The 24,308-nt window shown below is 68.1% G+C and carries 24 protein-coding genes; all 24 read left to right on the top strand.

Annotation, left to right across the window (positions count from 1 at the left end):
• Positions 1 to 167: 167 nt before the first annotated feature.
• The 24 genes from LBW94_RS33880 to murA all read left to right on the top strand — a co-directional run bounded on the left by LBW94_RS33880 (position 168) and on the right by murA (position 24,091).
• On the top strand, positions 168 to 1,505 hold the full coding sequence (locus tag LBW94_RS33880; RefSeq protein ID WP_225061445.1) for a homoserine dehydrogenase: 1,338 nt from the start codon (positions 168 to 170) through the stop codon (positions 1,503 to 1,505).
• Positions 1,502 to 2,614, top strand: coding sequence for a threonine synthase (gene thrC, locus LBW94_RS33885; RefSeq protein ID WP_225061446.1), 1,113 nt, complete (start codon positions 1,502 to 1,504; stop codon positions 2,612 to 2,614). The genes LBW94_RS33880 and thrC overlap by 4 nt, the downstream gene beginning before the upstream one ends.
• 25 nt (positions 2,615 to 2,639) lie before the next feature.
• On the top strand, positions 2,640 to 3,599 hold the full coding sequence (gene thrB, locus LBW94_RS33890; protein ID WP_225061466.1) for a homoserine kinase: 960 nt from the start codon (positions 2,640 to 2,642) through the stop codon (positions 3,597 to 3,599).
• A gap of 437 nt (positions 3,600 to 4,036) precedes the next feature.
• Positions 4,037 to 6,037 carry a transcription termination factor Rho gene (gene rho / locus LBW94_RS33895; RefSeq protein WP_416277001.1) on the top strand — a complete coding sequence of 667 codons (2,001 nt, stop codon included), beginning with the start codon at positions 4,037 to 4,039 and terminating at the stop codon, positions 6,035 to 6,037.
• 757 nt (positions 6,038 to 6,794) lie between these two features.
• Positions 6,795 to 7,025 carry a 50S ribosomal protein L31 gene (gene rpmE / locus LBW94_RS33900; protein ID WP_225061447.1) on the top strand — a complete coding sequence of 77 codons (231 nt, stop codon included), beginning with the start codon at positions 6,795 to 6,797 and terminating at the stop codon, positions 7,023 to 7,025.
• 123 nt (positions 7,026 to 7,148) lie between these two features.
• Positions 7,149 to 8,228 carry a peptide chain release factor 1 gene (gene prfA, locus LBW94_RS33905; RefSeq protein ID WP_225061448.1) on the top strand — a complete coding sequence of 360 codons (1,080 nt, stop codon included), beginning with the start codon at positions 7,149 to 7,151 and terminating at the stop codon, positions 8,226 to 8,228.
• A 262-nt stretch (positions 8,229 to 8,490) separates the two neighbouring features.
• Complete coding sequence (gene prmC / locus LBW94_RS33910) at positions 8,491 to 9,372, top strand: peptide chain release factor N(5)-glutamine methyltransferase (RefSeq protein ID WP_225061449.1); 882 nt, start codon at positions 8,491 to 8,493, stop codon at positions 9,370 to 9,372.
• A 76-nt stretch (positions 9,373 to 9,448) separates the two neighbouring features.
• Positions 9,449 to 9,943 (top strand): MarR family winged helix-turn-helix transcriptional regulator, encoded by a 495-nt coding sequence (locus LBW94_RS33915; RefSeq protein WP_225061450.1) that lies wholly within the window; start codon positions 9,449 to 9,451, stop codon positions 9,941 to 9,943.
• Positions 9,940 to 10,788, top strand: a complete 849-nt coding sequence (locus LBW94_RS33920; protein ID WP_225061451.1) for an ABC transporter ATP-binding protein — start codon at positions 9,940 to 9,942, stop codon at positions 10,786 to 10,788. Before LBW94_RS33915 ends, LBW94_RS33920 begins: the two co-directional genes overlap by 4 nt.
• Positions 10,789 to 10,798: 10 nt before the next feature.
• Positions 10,799 to 11,590, top strand: a complete 792-nt coding sequence (locus tag LBW94_RS33925) for an ABC transporter permease (RefSeq protein ID WP_225061468.1) — start codon at positions 10,799 to 10,801, stop codon at positions 11,588 to 11,590.
• 75 nt (positions 11,591 to 11,665) lie between these two features.
• Complete coding sequence (locus LBW94_RS33930) at positions 11,666 to 12,331, top strand: L-threonylcarbamoyladenylate synthase (RefSeq protein ID WP_225061452.1); 666 nt, start codon at positions 11,666 to 11,668, stop codon at positions 12,329 to 12,331.
• 11 nt (positions 12,332 to 12,342) lie between these two features.
• Positions 12,343 to 13,500, top strand: coding sequence for an MraY family glycosyltransferase (locus tag LBW94_RS33935; RefSeq protein WP_225061453.1), 1,158 nt, complete (start codon positions 12,343 to 12,345; stop codon positions 13,498 to 13,500).
• Positions 13,501 to 13,587: 87 nt separating this feature from the next.
• Positions 13,588 to 14,046: a hypothetical protein gene (locus LBW94_RS33940; protein WP_416277002.1), complete on the top strand. Its 459-nt coding sequence runs from the start codon at positions 13,588 to 13,590 to the stop codon at positions 14,044 to 14,046.
• A gap of 398 nt (positions 14,047 to 14,444) precedes the next feature.
• Positions 14,445 to 15,170, top strand: a complete 726-nt coding sequence (gene atpB, locus LBW94_RS33945; RefSeq protein WP_225061470.1) for a F0F1 ATP synthase subunit A — start codon at positions 14,445 to 14,447, stop codon at positions 15,168 to 15,170.
• A gap of 64 nt (positions 15,171 to 15,234) precedes the next feature.
• Complete coding sequence (locus LBW94_RS33950; RefSeq protein WP_225061454.1) at positions 15,235 to 15,483, top strand: ATP synthase F0 subunit C; 249 nt, start codon at positions 15,235 to 15,237, stop codon at positions 15,481 to 15,483.
• A gap of 5 nt (positions 15,484 to 15,488) precedes the next feature.
• Positions 15,489 to 16,052: a F0F1 ATP synthase subunit B gene (locus LBW94_RS33955; protein ID WP_416277003.1), complete on the top strand. Its 564-nt coding sequence runs from the start codon at positions 15,489 to 15,491 to the stop codon at positions 16,050 to 16,052.
• Positions 16,053 to 16,147: 95 nt separating this feature from the next.
• Complete coding sequence (locus tag LBW94_RS33960; protein ID WP_225061456.1) at positions 16,148 to 16,957, top strand: F0F1 ATP synthase subunit delta; 810 nt, start codon at positions 16,148 to 16,150, stop codon at positions 16,955 to 16,957.
• 65 nt (positions 16,958 to 17,022) lie between these two features.
• Positions 17,023 to 18,660, top strand: a complete 1,638-nt coding sequence (atpA, locus tag LBW94_RS33965) for a F0F1 ATP synthase subunit alpha (protein WP_225061457.1) — start codon at positions 17,023 to 17,025, stop codon at positions 18,658 to 18,660.
• A gap of 54 nt (positions 18,661 to 18,714) precedes the next feature.
• Positions 18,715 to 19,683 carry a F0F1 ATP synthase subunit gamma gene (locus tag LBW94_RS33970; protein ID WP_225061458.1) on the top strand — a complete coding sequence of 323 codons (969 nt, stop codon included), beginning with the start codon at positions 18,715 to 18,717 and terminating at the stop codon, positions 19,681 to 19,683.
• A gap of 34 nt (positions 19,684 to 19,717) precedes the next feature.
• Complete coding sequence (gene atpD, locus LBW94_RS33975; protein ID WP_225061459.1) at positions 19,718 to 21,166, top strand: F0F1 ATP synthase subunit beta; 1,449 nt, start codon at positions 19,718 to 19,720, stop codon at positions 21,164 to 21,166.
• A 6-nt stretch (positions 21,167 to 21,172) separates the two neighbouring features.
• The gene (locus LBW94_RS33980) at positions 21,173 to 21,571 is read left to right on the top strand and encodes a F0F1 ATP synthase subunit epsilon (protein WP_225061460.1); all 399 of its coding nucleotides are present in this window, start codon (positions 21,173 to 21,175) and stop codon (positions 21,569 to 21,571) included.
• Positions 21,572 to 21,745: 174 nt separating this feature from the next.
• Positions 21,746 to 22,162, top strand: coding sequence for a DUF2550 domain-containing protein (locus tag LBW94_RS33985; RefSeq protein WP_225061461.1), 417 nt, complete (start codon positions 21,746 to 21,748; stop codon positions 22,160 to 22,162).
• A gap of 56 nt (positions 22,163 to 22,218) precedes the next feature.
• Positions 22,219 to 22,812, top strand: a complete 594-nt coding sequence (locus LBW94_RS33990; RefSeq protein ID WP_225061462.1) for a cob(I)yrinic acid a,c-diamide adenosyltransferase — start codon at positions 22,219 to 22,221, stop codon at positions 22,810 to 22,812.
• Positions 22,813 to 22,822: 10 nt separating this feature from the next.
• Positions 22,823 to 24,091 carry a UDP-N-acetylglucosamine 1-carboxyvinyltransferase gene (gene murA, locus LBW94_RS33995; RefSeq protein ID WP_225061463.1) on the top strand — a complete coding sequence of 423 codons (1,269 nt, stop codon included), beginning with the start codon at positions 22,823 to 22,825 and terminating at the stop codon, positions 24,089 to 24,091.
• Positions 24,092 to 24,308 lie beyond the last annotated feature (217 nt).

Below are 24,308 nucleotides of genomic sequence, written 5' to 3' on the forward strand. Positions count from 1 at the left end.
TGCCGCAAGAGCACAGCATGACCGGTCAGGGCCCGGAGGCGGCAGCGGAGCGTAACCACGGAGGGTCCCCGGTCATGCCGCAAGAGCACAGCATGACCGGTCAGGGCCCGGAGGCGGCAGCGGAGCACAACCACGGAGGGTCCCCGGTCGTGCCACAAAAACACAGCATGACCGGTCAAGGTGGCTTCGGTACCGATCATCCGATCGGCGTGGCGGTGCTCGGCATGGGCAACGTCGGCACCGAGGTGGTGAAGATCCTGCGCGAGCACGCCGACGAGATGCGGCAGCGCGTCGGCGCGCCGCTGGTGCTGCGCGGGGTGGCGGTCCGGCGCGCGGATGTCGACCGTGGCATCCCGGCCGAGCTGCTCACCACCGATGCCGCGGCGCTGGTCGCCCGCGACGACGTCGATCTGGTGGTCGAGGTGATGGGCGGTATCGATCCGGCCCGCGCCCTGATCGGCTCCGCGCTGCGGGCCGGTAAATCGGTGGTGACCGCGAACAAGGCGCTGCTGGCCGACTACACCGGCGAGCTGGCCGCCGCCGCCGAGCGCAGCCGCGCCGACCTGTACTTCGAGGCGGCGGTCGCCGGCGCCATCCCGGTGGTCCGGCCGCTGATCCAGTCGCTGTCCGGCGACCGGGTGGACCGGGTGGTCGGAATCGTCAACGGCACCACCAACTTCATCCTGTCGGCGATGGCCGAGACCGGCGCCGACTACCACGCGACGCTGGCCGAGGCCACCCGGCTGGGTTACGCCGAGGCCGACCCCACCGCCGATGTCGAGGGCTACGACGCGGCGGCCAAGGCCGCCATCCTGGCCTCGCTGGCCTTCCACACCCGGGTCACCGCGGCCGATGTCTACCGCGAGGGCATCTCGCGGATCACCGCCGAGGATCTGGAGACGGCGTCGGCAGTCGGCTGCACGGTGAAGCTGCTGGCCATCTGCGAGCGGGTGCCCGGTGAGGTGCCGGTGGCCGAGGGCGGCAAGGACCGCGTCTCGGTGCGGGTGTACCCGGCGCTGATCCCGCTGAAGCATCCGCTGTCGTCGGTGAACGGCGCCTTCAACGCGGTGGTCGTGGAGGCGGAGAACGCCGGCCGGCTGATGTTCTACGGGCAGGGCGCCGGCGGCGCGCCGACCGCGTCCGCCGTGATGGGGGATCTGGTGATGGCGGCGCGCAACAAGTTCTACGGCGGCCGGGCACCGGGCGAATCGGTCTATGCTGAGCTGCCGATCGCTCCGATCGGCGACACCCCCACTCGTTATCACGTGAACTTGCAGGTCGCCGACCGCACCGGCGTGCTGCAGGCGGTGGCCGGCGAGTTCGCCGACCACGGCGTCAGCATCTCGACCGTGCGCCAGGAGGGCCACGGCGCGGGTGCCCGCCTGGTGGTGGTGACCCACCACGCACAGGAGTCGGCGCTGGCCGATACGGTGGCAGCGCTGGCCGAGTTGGAGTCCGTCACGTCCGTGACCAGCGTCTTGAGATTGGAAGGCACCGAGGAATGAGTAACACCGGACCGGCTGTCGCCGTAACGGATTCGCGGTCCGCCGCGGTCCACAAGCCTTGGCCGGGCTTGATCGCCGCCTACCGGGACCGGCTCGCGGTCGGCGCCGATTGGGAGCCGGTCACCCTGTTCGAGGGCGGCACCCCGCTGGTTCCGGCGCCGCATCTGTCGAAGCTCACCGGGTGTGAGGTTTATCTCAAGGTCGAGGGCGCCAACCCGACCGGTTCCTTCAAGGACCGCGGCATGACCATGGCGATGACCGACGCCAAGGCCCGCGGCCAGCAGGCGGTGCTGTGCGCCTCCACCGGCAACACCTCCGCCTCCGCCGCGGCCTACGCCACCCGCGCGGGCCTGCACTGCGCGGTGCTGATCCCGCAGGGCAAGATCGCGATGGGCAAGCTGGCGCAGGCGGTCATGCTGGGCGCGAAGATCATCCAGGTGCAGGGCAACTTCGACGACTGCCTGGAGCTGGCCCGCAAGGTGACCTCCGAATTCCCGCAGGTCGGCCTGGTCAACTCGGTGAACCCGGCCCGGATCGAGGGCCAGAAGACGGCCGCCTTCGAGATCGTGGATGCCCTGGGCAAGGCGCCGGACGTGCACGCGCTGCCGGTCGGCAACGCGGGCAACATCACGGCCTATTGGAAGGGCTACAGCGAGTATCACGCCGACGGCATCGCCGGGTCCCGCCCGCGCATGCTGGGCGTGCAGGCCGCCGGGGCGGCGCCGCTGGTGCTCGGTGCGCCGGTGAGCAATCCGGAGACCATCGCCACCGCCATCCGGATCGGCGCCCCGGCGTCGTGGAACAGCGCGGTCGCCGCCAAGGAGGAGTCCGGCGGCGCCTTCCGGGCCGCCACCGACGACGAGATCCTGGCCGCCTACCGCCTGGTGGCCGGCAGTGAGGGTGTCTTCGTCGAACCCGCGTCCGCGGCGAGTGTGGCCGGTCTGCTGGCCGCCCGTGCGGAGGGCTGGCTGGATTCCGGGCTGACCGTGGTCTGCACGGTGACCGGCAACGGCCTGAAGGATCCCGACACCGCGCTGTCGGGCATGCCGGACGTCCAGGCGATCGGGGTCGATCCGGTCGCCGTGGCCCGTGAGCTCGAGCTGGCCTGAGTTGATCCACGATGGCCAGCAGTTGATGACGCGGACCCTGCCGCCGGGTCTGACCGTGACGACACGGGTACCCGCGTCGAGCGCCAACCTCGGCCCGGGATTCGATTCCCTGGGCCTCGCGCTGGGCGTCTACGACGAGATCGTCGTGCGTACGACCGATTCGGGGCTTACGATCCGGGTGGAGGGTGAAGGAGCGGACGACGTGCCGTGGGGTCCCTCACACCTGGTGGTGCGTGCGATCGAAAGGGGCCTGGAATCGGCGGGAGTCTGGGCCGATGGGTTGGATGTGGTGTGCCGCAATGTGATTCCGCACTCGCGGGGGCTGGGGTCCTCGGCGTCGGCGGTGGTGGGCGGCCTGGCCGCGGGGCGCGGCCTGGCCGTCAAGTTCGATCCCGAACTGGCTTGTAGCAACGACGATTTGGTGCAACTGGCGGCGGAATTCGAGGGTCATCCCGACAACGCGTCCGCCAGTGTGCTCGGCGGTGTGGTGGTGTCGTGGACGGAGACCGATCGCGAGGGCGACACCGGGATGAACGGTGCCGCGGAACACCATATGCGCAGGTACCGGGCGGTCCGGCTGGATCCGCACCCGGCGCTGCGCGCGACGGTGCTGGTGCCCGAGGAGCGGTCCTCGACCGCGCACACCCGTGGCCTGCTGCCGGAAACGGTGCCGCACGGCGACGCCGCCTTCAACGTCAGCCGGGCCGCGCTCGCGGTCGTCGCGCTGACCGAACGTCCCGACCTGCTGCTGCCCGCTACGGCGGACCGGCTGCACCAGGGGTACCGGTCGTCGGCGCTGCCGCTGACGACCGTGTGGATCGATCGGTTGCGGGCGGCGGGCATCGCCGCGATGGTGTCGGGCGCGGGGCCGACGGTGCTGGCGCTGAGCACCGCAGAATTCCCCGCTGAGCTGCGGGAACTGGCCGCTGCGGACGGTCTGCGGGTATGGCATCCGGAGATCTCCGGCGGGGTCCGGGTGGATTGACCGGCGCGCCTGCCTTGCAGGTGGCACTGGTGGGGGCTATCCTGAGGGCGTCCGTACATCGTGCGCGTCAGACGCCGGTGCTTCATTTGGGCAATCGCTCCAGCAGGCTCCTTGGTCAGGCTCGAGGCAGGCAGACAGCACAGGCCGATTCGGCCGGCTGGCTGTGAGTGTCTCGAATCCCGAGGCAGCACTGGAATGATCTCTCCCACCTTCGTGAACCGGTGGCGAAGCCGCCGGTCCGGCGAGGCAGGCGAATACGGCATCCGAGCCCGGCGCAGTGACCGGGCTTCGGGACGGAACCCTCGAGTTAGCGCACGGCAAATCGAGGGAAGGAAAGGATCTCCGTGACAGATACGGACCTGCTCGCGACACCCGGGGTGGAAACCGATGAGAATTCCTCGGAGGGCCGCGAAAGTGACTCCGGACAGATTGCGAAAATGAGCGAACACACCGACGTCGCACGATCGGGGCTGACTGGAATGTTGTTGCCGCAGTTGCGTGCGCTTGCCGGAGAGCTCGGTATCCGAGGCACATCCGGAATGCGCAAGGGCGATCTGATCGCCGCAATCAAAGAGAACCAGGCCACTGCGAGCACCAAACCGGTTCGCGGTGGTCGTGGCGAGGCGAAGGCGGTAGGGAAGGCCGAGGCGCCGGTGGCGAAGGCCGAGGCGGCCGTGAAGACGGCGCCGGCCGCGAAGGCCGAGGCGGTGGTGAAGACCGAGGCGAAGGCCGAGCCGGCCGTGAAGGAGCCCGCCACCAAGCCGGTGCGGGAGCGCCGCGCCCGGGCCGAGCAGCCCACGCTGGACAGCGTCATCACCGAGTCGGCGCCCGTGAGCCACGCCCCGGCCGAGACGGCCGAATCCCCTGCCCGCCCGGCTGATTCGGGTGAGGACAACGGCCGTGACGGTGGCCAGCGCGGCCGGGGCCGGCAGCGTCGCAGCGGCCGCGAACAGCGTGCCGCCGCCGTGACCGGTACCGAGTCGGCCGCCGAGGCGCGGACCGAGGAGTCCAAGCCGGAGGCCGAGGGCGAGCGCCGTCGCAACCAGAACGGTGGCCAGCAGAACGGTCAGCATTCCGGCGGCCAGCAGAACGCCGCCGCGGGGCAGTCCGGCCAGAACGGCACCGGTCGCGGTGCCCGCGACCGTGATCGTGATCGTGATCGTGACCAGGGTGGCGACGACGAGGACGGCCGCGGCCGGCGGGGTCGCCGCTTCCGGGAGCGCCGGCGCGGCCGGGATCGCGAGGGCGGCGAGAACCGCGGTGGCGGCAACGAGGTCGAGATCCGCGAGGACGACGTCCTGCAGCCGGTCGCCGGCATTCTGGACGTGCTCGACAACTACGCGTTCGTGCGGACCTCCGGCTATCTGGCCGGCCCGAACGACGTCTACGTGTCGATGAACCTGGTTCGCAAGAACGGCCTGCGCCGCGGTGACGCCATCACCGGCGCGGTCCGCGCGCCCCGCGAGGGCGAGCAGGCCAACCAGCGGCAGAAGTTCGATCCGTTGGTGCGGCTGGACACCGTGAACGGCAGCGATGTCGACGCGGCCCGGCGGCGGCCGGAGTTCAACAAGCTGACCCCGCTGTACCCGAATCAGCGCCTGCGGCTGGAGACCCAGCCCAACAAGCTGACCACCCGCGTGATCGATCTGATCATGCCGATCGGCAAGGGCCAGCGCGCCCTGATCGTGTCGCCGCCGAAGGCGGGTAAGACCACGATCCTGCAGGATGTCGCCAACGCGATCGCGACCAACAACCCCGAGTGCTACCTGATGGTGGTGCTGGTCGACGAGCGTCCGGAAGAGGTCACCGACATGCAGCGCTCCGTGCGCGGCGAGGTGATCGCCTCCACGTTCGACCGGCCGCCGAGCGATCACACCTCGGTCGCCGAACTCGCCATCGAGCGGGCGAAGCGGCTGGTGGAGATGGGTCAGGACGTGGTGGTGCTGCTCGACTCGATCACCCGGCTGGGTCGTGCGTACAACAACTCCTCGCCGGCCTCGGGCCGTATCCTCTCCGGTGGTGTCGACTCGACCGCGCTGTACCCGCCCAAGCGGTTCCTCGGCGCGGCCCGCAACATCGAGAACGGTGGCTCGCTGACGATCATCGCCACCGCCATGGTGGAGACCGGTTCGACCGGTGACACGGTGATCTTCGAGGAGTTCAAGGGCACCGGCAACGCCGAGCTCAAGCTCGACCGCAAGATCGCCGAGCGCCGGGTCTTCCCGGCCGTGGACGTCAACCCGTCCGGCACCCGCCGCGACGATCTGCTGATGTCCCCGGACGAGGCCGCCGTCCTGCACAAGCTGCGGCGCGTGTTGTCGGGGCTGGACTCGCACCAGGCCATCGATCTGCTGATCGACCGCCTGAAGAAGTCCAAGAGCAATGTGGAGTTCCTGATGCAGATCACCAAGACTGCTCCGGGCGCTCTGGACGACTGATTCCCGGTCGTCGCCACAGCGGCTCCGCTCCGGCGGGGCCGCTGTGGCGTTTCCGGGTGCTGGAATATCCACCCCACGGCGGCGGACGCGCTGATCAGGAACATCACGATCAGCGTGGTGGCGCCGGTGAGCCCGCCGGTGGGCGTCGCGGTGGCGGTGAACTGGAATTCCGGATCGACGGGGGTGGGTGCGACGGCGGCGGGCGGGCTGCCGCCGGAGGCGGTGCAGGCGCCCGCGGCCGCGGTCAGCACCAGCCCGGCGAGCACCACACCGGCGAGCAGTTCGGTCGCGTGCCTACCCCCCGGCAGCACGCGGCCCGGTCGACGGTCGGTCAGGATTCGGGTGCTGCGGGATTCCACCGCGGTCACCCCCCGCGTGGCATGGCGATTCACGGCTGTCCTTCCTCCGGAGATCGCACGGTTCTCGATGGAACGAGACTCTATGAACGGCGGTGTTCATATTCTTGAGTAGCCGACTACTCGACTTCAGCGTGGCTCGAGAGCTGCGCTGATCGCGCGCCCGTACTTCCGGGGGGAGGCGCCCGCCCCCGGGAACAATCGGCCCGGGGGAGGTGTTTCAGGATCGTGGGAGCGGCTCTGGCATACTGGTCCGCTGGTGCGCCTGCGGATCCGCGGGCCATCCCCGTCCGGGGGCGATGCCCACGGGCTCCCCGGAAAAAGATCCCGCCTGGTCGGCTCCGGTTCACGTCCTCGGTTTCCTCGAGGGCGACCCGGCGGCCATTTTCGAAAGGACACCCATGAAGGCAGGAATTCACCCGACTTATGTGGCGACCACGGTCGTCTGCGGTTGTGGCAACACGTTCGAGACCCGCAGCACCAAGGAGTCGGGCCACATCACCGTCGAGGTTTGCTCGCAGTGCCACCCGTTCTACACGGGCAAGCAGAAGATCCTGGACACCGGCGGCCGCGTCGCCCGGTTCGAGGCCCGCTACGGCAAGCGCGCGAAGAAGACCGACGACGCCAAGTAGCAACTCCACCGACGCCCGTCCTGCCCCGCAGGCCGGGCGTCGGCGCGTTTGCGCTGCCCTCTGTGGCATCAGCCGCGAACATGCGACGCCGGAGGCGGCGCCGAAAACTAAGGAGCACAGGTGATGGCCGACAAGACGGCCCCGTCCGCGATCGACGACACCCTGGCCGAATACGCCGGGCTGGAGGCGCAGCTGGCCGATCCGGCGCTGCACGACAACCCGGGTGAGGCCCGGCGCGTCGGCAAGCGGTTCGCCGAGCTGGCTCCGGTCATGTCCACCTACACCAAGTTGCAGACCGCCCGTGACGATCTCGACGCCGCGCGCGAGCTGGCCGCGGACGACGCTGCCTTCGCCGCCGAGGTCCCGGAGCTGGAGGAGCAGGTGGAGACCCTGTCGAAGGCCCTCACCGATCTGCTGGCCCCGCGCGATCCGCACGATGCCGACGATGTGGTGCTCGAGGTGAAGTCCGGCGAGGGCGGTGAGGAGTCGGCGCTGTTCGCCGCCGATCTGGCCCGGATGTACATCCGCTATGCCGAGCGGCACGGCTGGAAGGTCGAGGTGCTCGACGCCAACATCTCCGACCTGGGCGGCTACAAGGAGGCCACGCTCTCGGTCAAGAGCCGTGAACCCGGCCGGGACGGGGTGTGGTCGCGGTTGAAGTTCGAGGGCGGCGTGCACCGCGTGCAGCGGGTGCCGGTCACCGAATCGCAGGGGCGCATCCACACCTCCGCGGCCGGGGTGCTGATCTACCCGGAGCCGGACGAGGTGGAGCAGGTCCAGATCGACGAATCCGATCTGCGCATCGACGTGTACCGGTCGTCGGGCAAGGGCGGTCAGGGCGTCAACACCACCGACTCGGCGGTGCGCATCACCCACCTGCCCACCGGCATCGTGGTCACCTGCCAGAACGAGCGCTCCCAGTTGCAGAACAAGATCCGCGCGATGCAGGTGCTGTCGGCGCGGTTGCAGTCGCTGGCCGAGGAGCAGGCCGACGCCGAGGCGGCGGCCGGCCGGGCGAGCCAGATCCGCACGGTCGACCGGTCCGAACGGATTCGCACCTACAACTTCCCGGAGAATCGGATCACCGACCACCGCATCGGCTTCAAGGCCCACAATCTGGATTCGGTGCTGGGTGGGGAGTTGGATGCCCTGCTGGACGCACTGGGCGAGGCCGATCGCGCCGCGCGACTAGCCGCCGAATGAGGTTGTGCGGACCGCCGCCATTTCGCCGACCCGCCTTCTCACCTGCACGGACGCTGTCTGAGAGTGCCGTGAGAGGTCTGTGAGATGTTGGCTTCAAGGGCTGTGCCGCGGGCTGCGGCGGCGCACAGTTGATCATGTGAAGCATGCCGACATGTCGTACCAGCGCAGCGGCCCCGGCCGACGGGGTGGCTCGGTGTGCTGGACTGCCGGAAGAGGTCGAATCATGACTGACGTTGTCGTCGAGTCGGGCACAGTGAATTCCGTGAGTCGTGTGCCCTTGCGTTCCACCGTGGTGGAAGCCACCGAAACCCTCGCCGCCGCCGGTGTACACAGTCCGTACACCGACGCCGAACTGCTCGCCGCGCACGTACTGGGCGTCGAGCGGACCCGGCTCGCGCTGGTGCCCATGCTGACACCGGAACAACTCGCCGAATACCGGCGCCTGGTGGAGCAGCGCGCCACCCGGGTGCCGTTGCAGTACCTCACCGGAGTGGCGGCGATGGGCGAAATCGACCTGTGCGTCGGGCCCGGCGTCTTCGTACCCCGCCCGGAGACCGAGTTGCTGTTCGCCTGGGCGCTGGCGCATCTGGACATGGCCGAGCGCGGGCACCGGCCGACCGTGGTCGACCTGTGCACGGGTTCCGGCGCGCTGGCGCTGGCCATCGCGCACGCCCGTCCCGACACCCTGGTGCACGCCGTCGAACTCGATCCGGTCGCCCTGAAATGGGCGCAGCGCAATTCCGACCGGCTGGCCGGGGAGGGCGATGCGCCGATCGCGCTCTACGAGGGCGATGCCACCGACCCCGCGGTGCTGGCCGAACTGGACGGCCGGGTCGACATGGTGGTCTCCAACCCGCCGTACATCCCGGCCGGTGCGGAGCTGGACCCCGAGGTGATCGATCACGACCCGCATCTGGCGCTGTTCGGCGGCGCCGACGGCCTGTCGGTGATCCGCCCGATGATCGGCACCATCGCGCGCCTGCTGCGCCCGGGCGGGGTGGTGGCGGTGGAGCACGACGACTCGCACGGCGCCGTCATGGCCGAGCTGTTCGACGCGCACGACGGCTTTCTGGACGTCGCCGAGCACACCGATCTCGCCGGCAAACCCCGCTTCATCACCGCCCGGCGCATGCCCACCACCTGATCCGAGTCGCCGTCGCGGAATTCCGTGGCGGCGTTCGGCTGGTAATTACCTCTGGTTCAGAGGTATTCTCGACACTGTGAGTCGCTCATCCGGATCCGGCAGCGCCGCGGCCGACGCGGAGCTGGTCGGTGTGCTGCTGGGCTCGTTCGGGCGGTTCCGGCGGCAGGTGGCCCGGCTGGCGGGCCGGTCGTTCGACCGGTCCGGGGTCAGCGATTCACAGGCGGAGTTCCTGCGCCTGGTCGGGCGCAATCCGGGTATCTCGGTCAAGGCCGCCGCGACCGAGATGGGCCTCGCGGCCAACAGTGTCTCCACCTTCGTCACGGCGCTGGTGCAGGCGGATCTGCTGGTCCGCGAACAGGATCCGGCCGACCGCCGGGTCACGCGGTTGAGCCTGCCCCGGCCGGTCCAGCGGCTGGTGGACGAAACTCGCAGGCGCCGACACGGTTTCATCACCTCGGCGCTGGGCGAGCTGACCGCCGCGGAACGCCACGATCTGCTGCGCGGGCTCGCGGTGATCGACAAGTTGACAGATTCGCTGCACGAGCACGAACTAGGAGAGGTGAGCCGGTGACCTCCGATTCCCCTGTCGCCCCGCCTGATCCGGCCGATGTCCCGGCCGTGGAATGCATCGGGCTGACCCATCGCTACGGCGAGCACACCGTGGTCGACCACCTGGACCTGCGTATCGACCGCGGTGAGGTGTTCGGCCTGCTGGGCCCCAACGGGGCCGGCAAGACCACCACCATCCGGCTGCTGGCCACCCTGATGCCGGTGCAGTCCGGCACCGTCCGGGTGCTCGGCTTCGAGGTGGGCAAGCGCGACACCGACATCCGGTACAACCTCGGCTACGTCCCGCAGCAGCTGTCGATCGAGGCCACGCTGACCGGGCGGCAGAACGTCACCTGGTTCGCCCGGCTGTTCGATGTGCCGCGCGCGGAGCGGGCCGAACGGGTCGACGAGGTGCTGGCCGCGATGGACCTGCTGGACGTGGCCGACCGGCTGGCCGCCGGTTATTCCGGCGGCATGGTGCGCCGGCTGGAGCTGGCACAGGCGCTGGTCAACCGGCCGGCCCTGCTGATCCTGGACGAGCCGACGGTGGGCCTGGACCCGATCGCCCGCGACAGCGTCTGGGAGCGGGTCCGCGAACTGCGCGACCGGTTCCACACCACGGTCCTGCTGACCACGCACTACATGGAGGAGGCCGATGTGCTGTGCGATCGAATCGCACTGCTGCACAAGGGTGTCCTGCAATCCGTGGGCGCCCCCGCCGCGCTGAAGGCGGCGCTGGGCCCCGAAGCCACCCTGGAGGACGTGTTCCGGCACTACGCGGACGCGGGCCTGGGTGAAGGCAACGATTCCGAGGGAGGACTGCGCGGTGTCCGAAGCACACGTCGAACCGCTCAGCGGGCCGGCTGAGTTCCCGCCGCTGCGGCACGCACCGCAGGGCCCGGCACGATTGGTCGTGCTGGCCTCGCGGATCGGCACGTTCGCACTGATCGAACTGCAGAAACTGCGCCACGACCGCACCGAACTGGTGACCCGCGCGGTGCAGCCCGCCTTGTGGATGCTGATCTTCGGCACCACGTTCTCGCGGTTGCACAGCATTCCCAGCGGCTCGCTGCCCTATCTGGATTTCCTCGCGCCGGGCATCATCGCGCAGTCGGCGCTGTTCATCGCGATCTTCTACGGCATCCAGATCATCTGGGACCGCGACGCCGGGATCCTGAACAAACTCATGGTCACCCCGACCCCGCGATCGGCGCTGATCACCGGCAAATGTTTCGCCGCCGGAGTGCGCTCGGTCGCCCAGGTGGTGATCATCGTGGTGCTGTCGCTGCTGATGGGCGTGCACATGACGCTCAATCCGCTGAAGCTGCTCGGCGCGGTGATCGCCGTGATGCTGGGCGCCTCGTTCTTCTCCTGCCTGTCCATGACGATCGCCGGGCTGGTCGGCCAGCGCGATCGGCTGATGGGCATCGGGCAGGCCATCACCATGCCGCTGTTCTTCGCCTCGAACGCGCTGTACCCGCTGGACCTCATGCCGGGCTGGTTGAAGGTGATCAGCCACATCAACCCGCTGAGCTACGAGGTGGAGCTGCTGCGCGGCCTGCTGGTCGGCGCGAGTTACCGGATCTGGCTGGACCTGGGCGTGCTGGTGCTCGCGGCGGTCGTCGGAATAGTCTGCGCCTCTTCGCTTCTGGGACGGCTCACGCGGTGATCGCGCGGCCCGCGGCAGCCGGAACCCACGCCCCGCCCGCCCGTGCGGCAGCGCCGAAGCAATAGACTCTGCGCCGTGAGTACCGTCTACGACTGCTCCGATCCCGATTCCCGATCCGCGGGTGTGACCGCCGCGCGGACCACGTTGAAATCCGGACGGCTGGCCGTCATCCCGACCGATACCGTGTACGGACTGGCCGCCGACGCGTTCGACTCCGCGGCGGTGAGCGCGCTGCTCGCGGCCAAGCGGCGCGGCCGGGACATGCCGGTCCCGGTCCTGGTGGGGTCGTGGAACACCATCGACGGCCTGGTGTTCTCGGTGCAGCAGCAGGCGCGGGACCTGATCCGGGCGTTCTGGCCGGGCGGGCTGAGCCTGGTGGTGCAGCAGGCGCCCTCGCTGGCCTGGGACCTCGGCGACGCCCGTGGCACGGTGATGCTGCGGATGCCGCTGCACCCGGTCGCGCTGGAACTGCTGCGCGAGGTGGGCCCGCTGGCGGTGTCCAGCGCGAACGTGTCCGGTAGTCCCGCGGCCACCACCGTCGACGAGGCCCGCGATCAGCTCGGCGAGCTGGTGGGCGTGTATCTGGACGGCGGCAAGGCCGAGCACGGCATCGCCTCGACCATCGTCGACCTGACCGGCGATCGGCCGCGGGTGCTGCGTGCCGGTGCGGTCACGGTGCCGCAGGTCGCGGAGGTGCTGGGCGTCCCCGTCGACGAACTGACCGCGGAGCCGACGCGGTGACGGCCTGGTAGATGGTGTTCAGTCAGGGCGCGGTCGTCCCACTGCGCGAGCTGTTGCTGGTCCTGCTGGTCTCGGCGGTGGTGACGCTGCTGGCGGTCGGCGGGGTGCGGGTGCTCGCGATCGCCTTCGGCGCGGTGGCCATTCCCCGGGAACGGGATGTGCACGTCAAGCCGACGCCGCGGATGGGCGGTGTCGGCATGTACGTCGGGGTGGTCGCGGCGGTGTTGTTCGCACACCAGTTGCCGGCACTGCGCCGCGGTTTCGATTTCGCGCCGGATATTCCGGCGGTGCTGGTGGCGGGCACGCTGATCGTGCTCGTCGGCATCGTCGACGACCGCTGGGGTCTGGACGCGCTCACCAAATTCGTCGGGCAGATCACCGCCGCCGGAGTGATGGCGGTGATGGGCCTGAGCTGGGTGGTGATCTACAACCCCTTCAACAACTCCACGGTGGTACTGGACCAGTTGCAGGGCGGCCTGGCCACCGTCCTCATCACGGTCACCATGATCAACGCGATGAATTTCGTGGACGGTATGGACGGATTGGCGGCCGGGCTGGGATTGATCGCGGCCGCGGCGGTTTTCGTGTTCTCCATCGGGTTGCTCTACGAACAGGGTGGCTCCACCGACACCTATCCGCCGGCGTTGCTGGCGGCGGCGCTCGCCGGTGCCTGCCTGGGATTTCTGCCACACAATTTCCAACCGGCCCGGATATTCATGGGGGATTCCGGCTCGATGCTGATCGGCCTGATGCTGGCCGCGATCTCCACCGGCGCCTCCGGTCGAATTCCGCTGCAAGGGTACGGGCCGCGCGACATCGTGGGCCTGTTGTCGCCGCTGTTCCTGGTGGGTGCGGTGATGTTCATTCCGGTCCTGGATCTGGTGCTGGCCATCGTGCGCCGGGTGCGGGCGGGGGTCAGTTTCTCCACGCCGGACAAAATGCATCTGCATCATCGGCTGCTCCAGATCGGCCATTCCCAGCGTCGCGTGGTGCTGCTGATCTACTTGTGGGTCGGCATGCTGGCATTCGGGGCGGTCGGTACGTCGCTGATGGATCGCCGGCTGGTGTTGCTGCTGCTGGCCGCGGGCCTGCTTTTCGCCCTGCTGGTGACCGCGGTGCCGTCGTTGCGGGTGGCCGTGGGATTACGCCGCCGCCCGCCGCCGGAGTGAGTGCGAAGTCTGGGCAGTGAGTGCGGCGCCGTGAGCAAATCGAGCGCTACGCGGCGGTGGAAACCGCCGCGGGTACAGTTGGCAGCCGTGAACGCCGAATCCCAGCCCTCCACGCCGCAACCCGCTCCGGGGCCGGTGAGCGCCCCGCGCGCCGACGACGCGGCGTTGCGCGCCGCCCTGCGCCACGGCGTGGCCGGGCTGGTGGCGCTGGTGGTGGTCGCGGCCGTGGTGGCGACGATCGTCGCGGGCCTGCCGGGGCTGTGGGGCGCGCTGATCGGCGCGGCCATCGGCGGCTTTTTCATCCTCGCCACCGCCGTGGTGGTGCTGCGCACCGCGACGCTCGATTCCGGCGTCCAGGGCATGGTGATGCTGGCGAGCTGGGTGGGGAAACTTCTGGTCGTGGTGATCGTTGTGGCCGTTCTCAAACACTTCGACTTTTATAGCCGTGGTGCATTATTCCTGACGGTACTGGGTTCGTTGCTCATCGTGCTGGGGGCGGAAACGTATGGCCTGCTGCGCCAACGGGTTCCGTATGTCGGTAGCTGAGGGGGCACCCATCGATCAAGATCGACAATTTGGTATAGGCAACCCCCTACACAGCGTCGTAGATAGCTTGGTAAACTCTTTACCGTAAGCACACGAAACCGGGGGTCGATCGACTAGGATCGATACCGGCAGGTTATGCTTACTGCCGTGCCGGACCTGCATGGTTCGGCTCTGCACCGTCGACGATGTCGCCGACGTACAGACGCCAGGGGCGGAAACTCCGCACAGCTGCTGACGAACTTCGAGCCGACTCGAGTCGACCACCAGATCGTCAATGTCCGATCGAACCGTAGGTCTAGCGATAGCCTGCGGCCCGAACACGGGAGAGAACGCTGAGCGTCACCACCTTGGCCGGCGAGTTTCACGCGCCGTCCCTAGATGACTTCTTCCCGAAGGCTGTGCTCTTCCAGGGAACGGTCTTCGAGCTGGACCGATTGATGCTCATTCGCATCCTCATGTCGGCAGTGCTGATCGCGGTCATGCTGGCCGCATTCCGGCGCCCCCAGATCGTCCCGCGTGGTCTTCAGAACATCGCCGAAACCGGCCTGGTGTTCGTCCGCGAGCAGATCTGTGACGAGGTGCTCGGCAAGGAAACCGGCAAACGGTATTTCCCGCTGATCGCCACGATCTTCTTCTCGGTGCTGTTCTTGAACTTCTCGGGTGTCATCCCGTTCCTGAACATCTCCTCCAACGCGCGTATCGGTATGCCGTTGGTGCTGGCCGTGATCGCGTACGTCGCGTTCAACTACATCGGCATCAAGAAGTACGGCTTCTGGAAGTACATGCGCTCGTCCATCGTGGTGCCCAATGTGCCGCCCGCGATGCACGTGCTGCTGATTCCGATCGAGTTCATCTCGACCTTCGTCCTGCGCCCGTTCACGCTGACCGTCCGTCTCATGGCGAACATGCTGGCCGGCCACATCATGCTGGTGCTGTTCTTCAGTGCGACACAGTTCTTCCTGTTCGACGGTGCGGCGTGGATGAAGGGCCTGTCGCCGTTCTCGTTGCTCGGCGGCTTCGCCTTCACGCTCTTCGAGCTACTGGTGATCTTCCTGCAGGCGTACGTCTTCGCGTTGCTGACCGCGGTCTACGTCGGGCTCGCGCAGCACGCCGACGCTCACTGACTCGCACAAGAACTGACCCACACGCCGTCGGGCGGGTGGGCAACAGAAAGGGATAAGAAAACTCATGAGCCTCTCGTACGTGGCCACCACCCTCGCCGACAATGCCCCGAAGGCGACGGGTTACGGCGCGATCGGATACGGCCTGGCGGCCATCGGCCCCGGCATCGGCGTGGGCATCGTCGTCGGTAAGGCGATCGAGGGCATCGCCCGGCAGCCCGAGCTGGCCGGCCAGATCCGGACCAACATGTTCCTGGGCATCGCCTTCACCGAGGCGCTGGCCCTGATCGGCCTCGTGGCCGGCTTCATCTTCTGATTGCCATGAACGGGATGTATCTGCTCGCGGCGGACGACAGTGGGTCCTCGGACCACAACCCTCTGCTCCCCGAGTCATACGACATCTTCTGGTCGGCGATCGTCATCGTCGTCATCGGGTTCGTCTTCTACAAGTACGTGATCCCCCGGTTGACGAAGGTGCTCGACGAGCGCTCGGAGAAGATCGAAGGCGGTATCGCCAAGGCGGAGGCCGCGCAGGCACAGGCGCAGCAGACGCTGCAGCTGTACCAGCAGCAGCTCGCCGAGGCTCGCCTCGAGGCGGCGCGTATCCGCGAGGACGCGCGCACCCAGGGTCAGCAGATCCTGGCCCAGATGAAGGCCGACGCGCAAGCCGAGGCCGACCGCATCGTCGCCGCCGGGCATTCCCAGCTCGAGGCGCAGCGGCAGCAGATCGTCACCGAGCTGCGTGGCGAACTCGGCCGCACCGCGGTCGATCTGGCCGAGAAGATCATTGGCCAATCTGTGTCGGATGCGGCCAAACAGGCGGCGTCGATCGACCGGTTCCTCTCAGAATTGGATGAGCAGGCCGGCATCGGAGTCGGACGGTAGCGCAACCTGAGCGGGTCAGCGGCCGAAGGCGGTACGCGGAGTGACCACCGAGGCCGCCCCGCGAAGGTAAAACCATCACAGTGAAAGTGGGAAGCATGTACGCAGCGAGCCGTGAGGCGAGTTCCCGTGCTCGGGAAGCTCTTTCGGCCGCACTGGCCGGGAGCGACACCGTCGCCGCCACGACGGGTTCCGAATTGTTCGCCGTTGTCGCCGTGCTCGACGACCAGCGCTCGCTGCGTGTGGCGCTCGCGGACAAGTCGGTATCCGGTTCGGCGCGTGCCGAACTGGCCGAACGCCTTTTCGGCGGCAAGATCAGTGCGGCCACCCAGGCCGTGCTGACCACGGCCGTCGCCGAGAACTGGTCCCGCACCGGGGACCTGGTCGACACTCTGGAACTGCTCGGCCAGGAGGCGCTGCTGCGCGCCGCGGCCGATCGTGGCCGCCTCGACGTCGTCGAGGACGAGTTGTTCCGCCTCAGCCGCATCGTCGAGGCCAATCCCGATCTGGAGCAGGCCCTGGCCGACCGTGGCAAGCCCGCGCAGGCCAAGCGCGATCTGATCCAGCGCCTGCTGAACGGCAAGGTGCGAGACGTCACGCTGGAACTGATCGAGCAGGCGGTGAGCCGCCGGCGTGGCGATATCGGCGCGGCGTTCGACCACCTGTCCGATCTGGCGGCGTCGCTGCGGCAGCAGGTCGTCGCGCACGTGCGCGCGGCGGTCGATCTGACCCCGCAGCAGCGGGAACAGCTGGCGGCCTCCCTGCAGCGCCTCTACGACAAGCAGATCACCGTGCACGTGCAGGTCGATCCGAGCCTGCTGGCCGGTGTCGTCGTGCACATCGGCGACGACGTGATCGACGGCAGTGCCCTCGGCCGGCTGCAGCGCCTGCGTCAGTCCCTGACCTAGCGGCCCACCGACACGGCGCTTAACCTACCGACAATCCAGACCAGACAGCGAGAGCAGGAACAACCATGGCGGAGCTGACGATCTCCACCGATGAGATCCGTAGCGCGATCGAGAGCTACACCCAGTCCTACACGCCCGAGACCTCCATCGAGGAGATCGGCGTCGTCACCGACACCGGTGACGGTATCGCCCACATCAGCGGCCTGCCGTCGGCGATGGCCAACGAGCTGCTCGAATTCCCGGGCGGTGTGCTGGGTGTCGCGCTGAACCTCGAGGACACCTCGATCGGTGCGGTCATCCTGGGTGAGTTCGACACCATCGAGGAGGGCCAGCAGGTCCGCCGGACCGGCGACGTGCTCTCGGTCCCCGTCGGCGACGCCTTCCTCGGCCGCGTGGTGAACCCGCTGGGCCAGCCCATCGACGGTCTCGGCGACATCGCCGCCGACGAGCGTCGCGTGCTCGAGCTGCAGGCCGCCACCGTGCTCGAGCGGCAGCCCGTCGGCGAGCCGCTGGCCACCGGCATCACCGCCATCGACGCCCTGACCGCCATCGGCCGCGGTCAGCGTCAGCTGGTCATCGGCGACCGCAAGACCGGCAAGACCGCCGTCTGCGTCGACGCCATCCTGAACCAGAAGGCCAACTGGGAGACCGGCGACCCGGCCAAGCAGGTCCGCTGCATCTACGTCGCCATCGGCCAGAAGGGCTCCACCATCGCCGGTGTGAAGACCGCGCTGGAGGCGCACGGTGCGATGGAGTACACCACCATCGTCGCGGCCCCCGCGTCCGACTCCGCCGGCTTCAAGTGGCTGGCCCCCTACACCGGTTCGGCCATCGGCCAGCACTGGATGTACCAGGGCAAGCACGTCCTGATCGTGTTCGACGACCTGACCAAGCAGGCCGAGGCCTACCGCGCCATCTCGCTGCTGCTGCGCCGCCCGCCGGGCCGCGAGGCGTACCCGGGTGACGTCTTCTACCTGCACTCCCGGCTGCTGGAGCGTTGCGCGAAGCTGTCCGACGAGATGGGCGCGGGCTCGATGACCGGTCTGCCGATCATCGAGACCAAGGCCAACGACGTCTCGGCGTTCATCCCGACCAACGTCATCTCGATCACCGACGGCCAGGTCTTCCTGGAGTCCGACCTGTTCAACAAGGGCGTCCGCCCGGCGATCAACGTCGGTACCTCGGTCTCCCGTGTCGGTGGCGCCGCTCAGACCAAGGGCATGAAGAAGGTCGCCGGTTCGCTGCGTCTGGAGCTGGCCTCCTACCGCGAGCTGGAGGCGTTCTCCGCCTTCGCCTCCGACCTGGACGCGGCCTCGCTCGCCCAGCTGGAGCGCGGCGCGCGCTGGGTCGAGCTGCTCAAGCAGAATCAGTACTCGCCGGTCTCCGTCGAGGACCAGATCGTCTCGATCTTCCTGGTCGACGCCGGTTACTACGACTCGGTGCCGGTCGGCGACGTCCGTCGCTTCAACGCCGACCTGGTGGATCACCTGCACCGCAACGCCGCCGCGGCCTTCAAGGCGATCGAGGGTGGCAAGGTGCTCGAGGGCGAGTCCGCCGACCTGATCAAGGCCGAGACCGACAAGTTCAAGAACGGCTTCCTGGCCTCCGACGGCAGCCGGGTCGTGAACGAGGCCGCCGCCGGCGAGCTGGGCCACGAAGAGGTCGAGTCGCTGGCCGTCACCCGCAAGCACGTCGAGAAGTAAGCGATCTGCCCATGGGACCGACGATTCACTACGCGCGAATGAGGGGAGTGTGAGATGCCTAGCGTGCGCGAACTGCGCTCCCGCATTCGTAGCGTGAGCTCGATCAAGAAGATCACCAAGGCCCAGGAGCTGATCGCGACCTCGCGGATCAGCAAGGCCCAGGCCCGGGTGGCCGCGGCCAAGCCGTATGCGGAGGAGATCACCAAGGTACTCGTCGAATTGGCGAGTGCCTCACAGAATCTGACGCATCCGCTGCTGACCGAGCGGGCCGAGCCGACCCGCGCGGCCGTGCTGGTCATCAGCAGCGACCGCGGCATGTGCGGTGGCTACAACTCGAACGTGTTCCGCCGTGCCGAAGAGCTCATGACCACGCTGCGTGGCGAGGGCAAGGATCCGGTGCTGTACGTGATGGGCGCGAAGGGCCTGACGTACTACACCTTCCGCGGCCGGAACCTGTTCGGTTCCTGGACCGGTTTCTCCCAGGAGCCGCACTACTCCAACGCCTCCGCCGCGTGCAACCACCTGGTGGAGGCGTTCATGGCCGGTGGCGAGGGCGAGGTGTCGCTGCCGAATGGTGCGGGGAACATCGCCGGAGTCGACGAGATCCACATCGTCTACACCCGGTTCGTGTCCATGCTGTCGCAGGTGCCGGAGGTGCGCCGGTTGGCGCCGATCCAGGTCACCTACGTCGACGAGAAGTTCGACCTGGGCGACGGCATGTTGCAGGACTCCCCGAGTGCGCAGGTGTCCTCGCTGTACGAGTTCGAGCCCGATGCCGACAAGCTGCTCGGTGCGCTGCTGCCGAAGTACATCAACACCCGGATCTACGCGTCGCTGCTGGAGGCCGCCGCCTCCGAGTCGGCCGCGCGCCGGACGGCGATGAAGGCGGCCACCGACAACGCCACCGAGATGCAGGCCTCGCTGACCCGCCAGGCGAACTCGGTGCGGCAGGCTCAGATCACCCAGGAAATTTCGGAAATCGTCGGCGGCGCGAACGCGCTGGCCTCGAGTTCGAGCGACTAGCCAACCCGCCCTACCCGAATACGGAAGAGAACCAATGACCGCAGCAGTTACCCGAGAAGAAAAGAGCCGGGCGGGCGCCGGCGCTGGCCGCGTCGCCCGGGTCATCGGCCCCGTCGTGGACGTCGAGTTCCCCCGTGGTGCGATCCCCGAGTTGTACAACGCTCTGCACGTGGATATCACGCTGCCCTCGGTGGCCAAGACACTGACCCTCGAGGTGGCGCAGCACCTGGGCGACAACATCGTCCGCACCATCTCCATGCAGCCGACCGACGGCCTGATCCGCGGCGTGCCGGTGTCCGACACCGGCAAGCCGATCTCGGTGCCCGTCGGTGACGTCGTCAAGGGCCACGTGTTCAACGCCCTCGGTGACTGCCTGGACGCGCCGGGCACCGGCCGTGACGGCGAGCAGTGGGGCATCCACCGCCAGCCGCCGCCGTTCGACCAGCTCGAGGGCAAGACCGAGATCCTGGAGACGGGCATCAAGGTCATCGACCTGCTCACCCCGTACGTGAAGGGTGGCAAGATCGGCCTGTTCGGTGGCGCCGGCGTCGGCAAGACCGTGCTGATCCAGGAGATGATCACCCGTATCGCGCGGGAGTTCTCCGGTACCTCCGTATTCGCCGGCGTCGGCGAGCGCACCCGTGAGGGCACCGACCTGCACCTGGAGATGGAAGAGATGGGCGTCCTCCAGGACACCGCCCTCGTCTTCGGCCAGATGGACGAGCCGCCGGGGACGCGTATGCGCGTCGCCCTCTCGGCGCTGACCATGGCGGAGTACTTCCGCGATGTGCAGAACCAGGACGTGCTGCTGTTCATCGACAACATCTTCCGGTTCACCCAGGCCGGTTCCGAGGTGTCGACCCTGCTGGGCCGCATGCCGTCGGCCGTCGGTTACCAGCCGACCCTGGCGGACGAGATGGGTCAGCTGCAGGAGCGGATCACCTCGACCCGTGGTCGCTCGATCACCTCGATGCAGGCGATCTACGTGCCCGCCGACGACTACACCGACCCGGCGCCGGCCACCACCTTCGCCCACCTGGACGCGACGACCGAGCTCTCCCGCCCGATCTCGCAGAAGGGCATCTACCCGGCCGTCGACCCGCTGACCTCGACCTCCCGCATCCTGGAGGCCTCGATCCTGGGTCAGCGGCACTTCGACGTCGCCAACGAGGTGAAGCGAATCCTCCAGAAGTACAAGGAACTTCAGGACATCATCGCCATCCTCGGCATGGACGAGCTCTCCGAGGAGGACAAGGTCCTCGTCGGCCGGGCGCGTCGTCTGGAGAAGTTCCTCGGCCAGAACTTCATCGTGGCCGAGAAGTTCACCGGTCAGCCGGGTTCGGTCGTGCCGCTGGAGCAGACCATCGACGACTTCGACCGCGTCACCAAGGGCGAATTCGATCACCTGCCCGAGCAGGCGTTCAACTCCTGCGGTGGCCTGGACGACGTCGAGGCGGCCGCGAAGAAGATCGCCGGGAAGTAGTCCACCATGGCGGAGATGTCAGTTGATCTGGTCGCCATCGAACGGCGGCTGTGGTCGGGGCAGGCGAGTTTCGTCGGCGCCCAGACCACGGAGGGGCAGATCGGTATTCTGCCCGGCCACGAGCCGGTGCTCGGCCAACTGGTCGAGGGCGGCACGGTGACCATCGTCGATACCGACGGTGCGCGCATCGTCGCCGCGGTCAACGGCGGGTTCTTCTCGGTCGCTCCGGCGAGCCGGGACGGCAGCACGACGTCGACGGTCCGAATTCTCGCCGAGACAGCGGAATTCGCCGAGGACATCGATGTCGAGGCGGCCCGCGCCGTATTGGCCGACCCGAACGCATCCGAACAGGCGCAGGCGGAAGCCCGCGGCCGGGTGCGGGCGGTCGAGGCCGCGACGGCTTGAACGAGGTGATGGCCCCGGGATGATTCCCGGGGCCATCATCGTTTTCGGCCACCGCCCGTTCCGGGCGGGGCCACGGTTTGTAGACTCGCCGCAAGGCCGCTTGTTCGGGGGATGGCAGGCGCCGCAACGGCACAGGGGTTGAGGCGAAGGGACGGACCTGGATTGCGGACCGGGATGGTGCTGCTGATCATTCTGGTGCTGCTGCTCGTCGGTGTGGCGTTGGCTTCCATCTACAGATTCATCATGCTGCGACGCGGCGGTACCTCGGCACTGTTGCGGGTGCTTCCGACCAAGGGCGGTCAGGGCTGGCGGCACGGCCTGATCCGTTACGAAGAGGACCGACTGGTCTTCTTCAAGCTCACCAGTCTCAAACTGGGCCCGGATTCCACGATTCATCGTCGCGGTATCGAGGTCGGTGATCGGCGCGGTCCGGTCGGGGACGAATACGACATCATGACCGACGACATCATCGTGACCGCGGTCTCCGACGGTGACGGCAGCTATGAGCTGGCACTCGACCGCGGTTCGCTCGCCGCCTTCCAATCCTGGGTCGAATCGCGACCGTCCGACCGCGTCCGGCGGCGGCGTTAGAGTTTCCGGCCGAATTGCCGAGTGCCCGGAAATACTCGGAATACGAGGAGTCAGCCTTGAGCGTCCATCTCACACGGATATACACCCGCACCGGTGACGACGGTACGACCGGTCTGAGCGATTTCTCCCGCGTCGCGAAGACGGATCCGCGTCTGATCGCCTACGCGGATTGCGACGAGACCAATGCCGCGATCGGTGTGGCGATCGCCCTCGGGCAACCGGATCCGGCGATGCTGGCGGTGCTGCGTCAGGTGCAGAACGATCTGTTCGATGCCGGCGCGGATCTGTCCACGCCGGTGGTGGCCGAGCCGAAGTATCCGCCGCTGCGCATCACCGCGCCCTACGTCGAGCGGCTGGAGAAGTGGTGTGACGAGTTCAATGCCGAACTGGCGCCGTTGAATTCGTTCATCCTGCCCGGCGGGACCGCACTGGCCGCGCTGCTGCACACCGCGCGCACGGTGGCCCGGCGTGCCGAGCGCTCGGCCTGGGCGGCGATCGACGCACACCCCGAGGACACCAGCGCGTTGCCCGCGAAATATCTGAACCGGCTGTCGGATCTGCTGTTCATTCTGGGCCGGGTGGCCAATCCGGACGGAGACATCCTCTGGCGTCCGGGCGGACAAGCCCCTATCCAGGACTCGGAGCACTAGGCTGACCACCGTGAGTGAACGTTTCCTGGTGACCGGTGGCAGTCGGCTCGTCGGCGAGGTCGCGGTGGGCGGCGCCAAGAACAGCGTCCTCAAGCTGATGGCCGCCGCGCTGCTGGCCGAGGGCACGACGACCATCACCAACTGCCCGGACATCCTCGATGTGCCGTTGATGGCCGAAGTGTTGCGGGGCTTGGGTTGTGACGTCGTCGTCGACGGCGCTGTGGTCACCATCACCACGCCGGCCGAGCCGAAGTACCACGCCGACTTCCCGGCGGTGACGCAATTCCGCGCGTCGGTCTGTGTGCTGGGTCCGCTGATGGCGCGGTGCAAGCGCGCGGTGGTCGCCCTCCCCGGCGGCGACGCCATCGGGTCGAGGCCCCTGGACATGCATCAGGCCGGGCTGCGACTGCTGGGCGCGACCAGCGAGATCGAGCACGGCTGTGTGGTTGCGCGCGCCGACGAGCTCCAGGGCGCGCGCATCCGGCTGGACTTCCCGTCGGTCGGCGCGACCGAGAACATCCTGATGGCGGCCGTGCTCGCCGAGGGGGAGACGGTCATCGACAACGCCGCTCGCGAACCCGACATCGTCGATCTCTGCACGATGCTGACCCGGATGGGTGCGCGGATCAGTGGGGCCGGAACCTCGGTGCTCACCATCCAGGGCGTGCGCAAGCTCTCACCCACCGTGCATCGGGTGATCGGCGATCGCATCGTCGCCGCCACCTGGGGAATCGCCGCCGCCATGACGCTCGGCGACATCCGGGTCACAGGGATCAATCCCAAACATCTGTCGCTGGTACTGGACAAGCTGCGGTCGGCCGGCGCGCGAATCTCGTTCGAGGCGGACGGTTTCCGGGTGGTGCAGGCCGAGCGGCCGCGCGCGGTGAACTTCTCGACGCTGCCGTTCCCGGGATTCCCGACGGACCTGCAGCCGATGGCCATCGGGTTGGCGGCGATCGCCGACGGCACCTCGATGATCACCGAGAACGTCTTCGAGGCGCGGTTCCGCTTCGTGGAGGAGATGATCCGGCTCGGCGCCGACGCGCGGACGGACGGTCATCACGCGGTGGTCCGCGGTATCCCGCGGTTGTCGAGTGCGCCGGTGTGGTCGTCGGACATCCGGGCCGGCGCCGGCCTGGTCCTGGCCGGTCTGGTCGCCGACGGCGTCACCGAGGTGCACGACGTCTTCCACATCGACCGGGGTTACCCGAACTTCGTGCAGAACCTGCGCGCGCTGGGGGCCGAGATCGAGCGGGTCGGTACCGTCGGCCGACGCTGACGCACTGCCGTCCGACGCCGAATAGGGCACCTGACCAGGCGATTTGACATCGATTACGGCGACACGTAACTTATTCGAAGTCAGAGCGACACGGACGCCGACCCGGAGCCGAGAGGCCAGGGAAACGAGGCCGGACGATGAGCGCCTGACGGATCACACTGGTTCGAGCTTCTGACCTGCTGATTTGGCGGGTAGCAGAGTGTCGAGCTAAGCTAGG

Source organism: Nocardia sp. alder85J (assembly GCF_020176955.2).
In the GTDB taxonomy this organism is placed as follows: Bacteria; Actinomycetota; Actinomycetes; order Mycobacteriales; family Mycobacteriaceae; genus Nocardia.

Excerpts from the sequence above, each read along its gene's own strand:
- LBW94_RS33880 (WP_225061445.1), top strand. The coding sequence starts at position 168 with ATGACCGGTCAAGGTGGCTTCGGTACCGATCATCCGATCGGCGTGGCG.
- LBW94_RS33955 (WP_416277003.1), top strand. The coding sequence starts at position 15,489 with ATGAACGGGATGTATCTGCTCGCGGCGGACGACAGTGGGTCCTCGGAC.
- atpD (WP_225061459.1), top strand. The coding sequence starts at position 19,718 with ATGACCGCAGCAGTTACCCGAGAAGAAAAGAGCCGGGCGGGCGCCGGC.
- LBW94_RS33970 (WP_225061458.1), top strand. The coding sequence starts at position 18,715 with ATGCCTAGCGTGCGCGAACTGCGCTCCCGCATTCGTAGCGTGAGCTCG.
- LBW94_RS33935 (WP_225061453.1), top strand. The coding sequence starts at position 12,343 with ATGGTGTTCAGTCAGGGCGCGGTCGTCCCACTGCGCGAGCTGTTGCTG.
- LBW94_RS33985 (WP_225061461.1), top strand. The coding sequence starts at position 21,746 with ATGGTGCTGCTGATCATTCTGGTGCTGCTGCTCGTCGGTGTGGCGTTG.
- rho (WP_416277001.1), top strand. The coding sequence starts at position 4,037 with ATGAGCGAACACACCGACGTCGCACGATCGGGGCTGACTGGAATGTTG.
- LBW94_RS33950 (WP_225061454.1), top strand. The coding sequence starts at position 15,235 with ATGAGCCTCTCGTACGTGGCCACCACCCTCGCCGACAATGCCCCGAAG.
- prfA (WP_225061448.1), top strand. The coding sequence starts at position 7,149 with ATGGCCGACAAGACGGCCCCGTCCGCGATCGACGACACCCTGGCCGAA.
- thrC (WP_225061446.1), top strand. The coding sequence starts at position 1,502 with ATGAGTAACACCGGACCGGCTGTCGCCGTAACGGATTCGCGGTCCGCC.
- atpA (WP_225061457.1), top strand. The coding sequence starts at position 17,023 with ATGGCGGAGCTGACGATCTCCACCGATGAGATCCGTAGCGCGATCGAG.
- thrB (WP_225061466.1), top strand. The coding sequence starts at position 2,640 with ATGACGCGGACCCTGCCGCCGGGTCTGACCGTGACGACACGGGTACCC.
- rpmE (WP_225061447.1), top strand. The coding sequence starts at position 6,795 with ATGAAGGCAGGAATTCACCCGACTTATGTGGCGACCACGGTCGTCTGC.
- LBW94_RS33960 (WP_225061456.1), top strand. The coding sequence starts at position 16,148 with ATGTACGCAGCGAGCCGTGAGGCGAGTTCCCGTGCTCGGGAAGCTCTT.
- LBW94_RS33980 (WP_225061460.1), top strand. The coding sequence starts at position 21,173 with ATGGCGGAGATGTCAGTTGATCTGGTCGCCATCGAACGGCGGCTGTGG.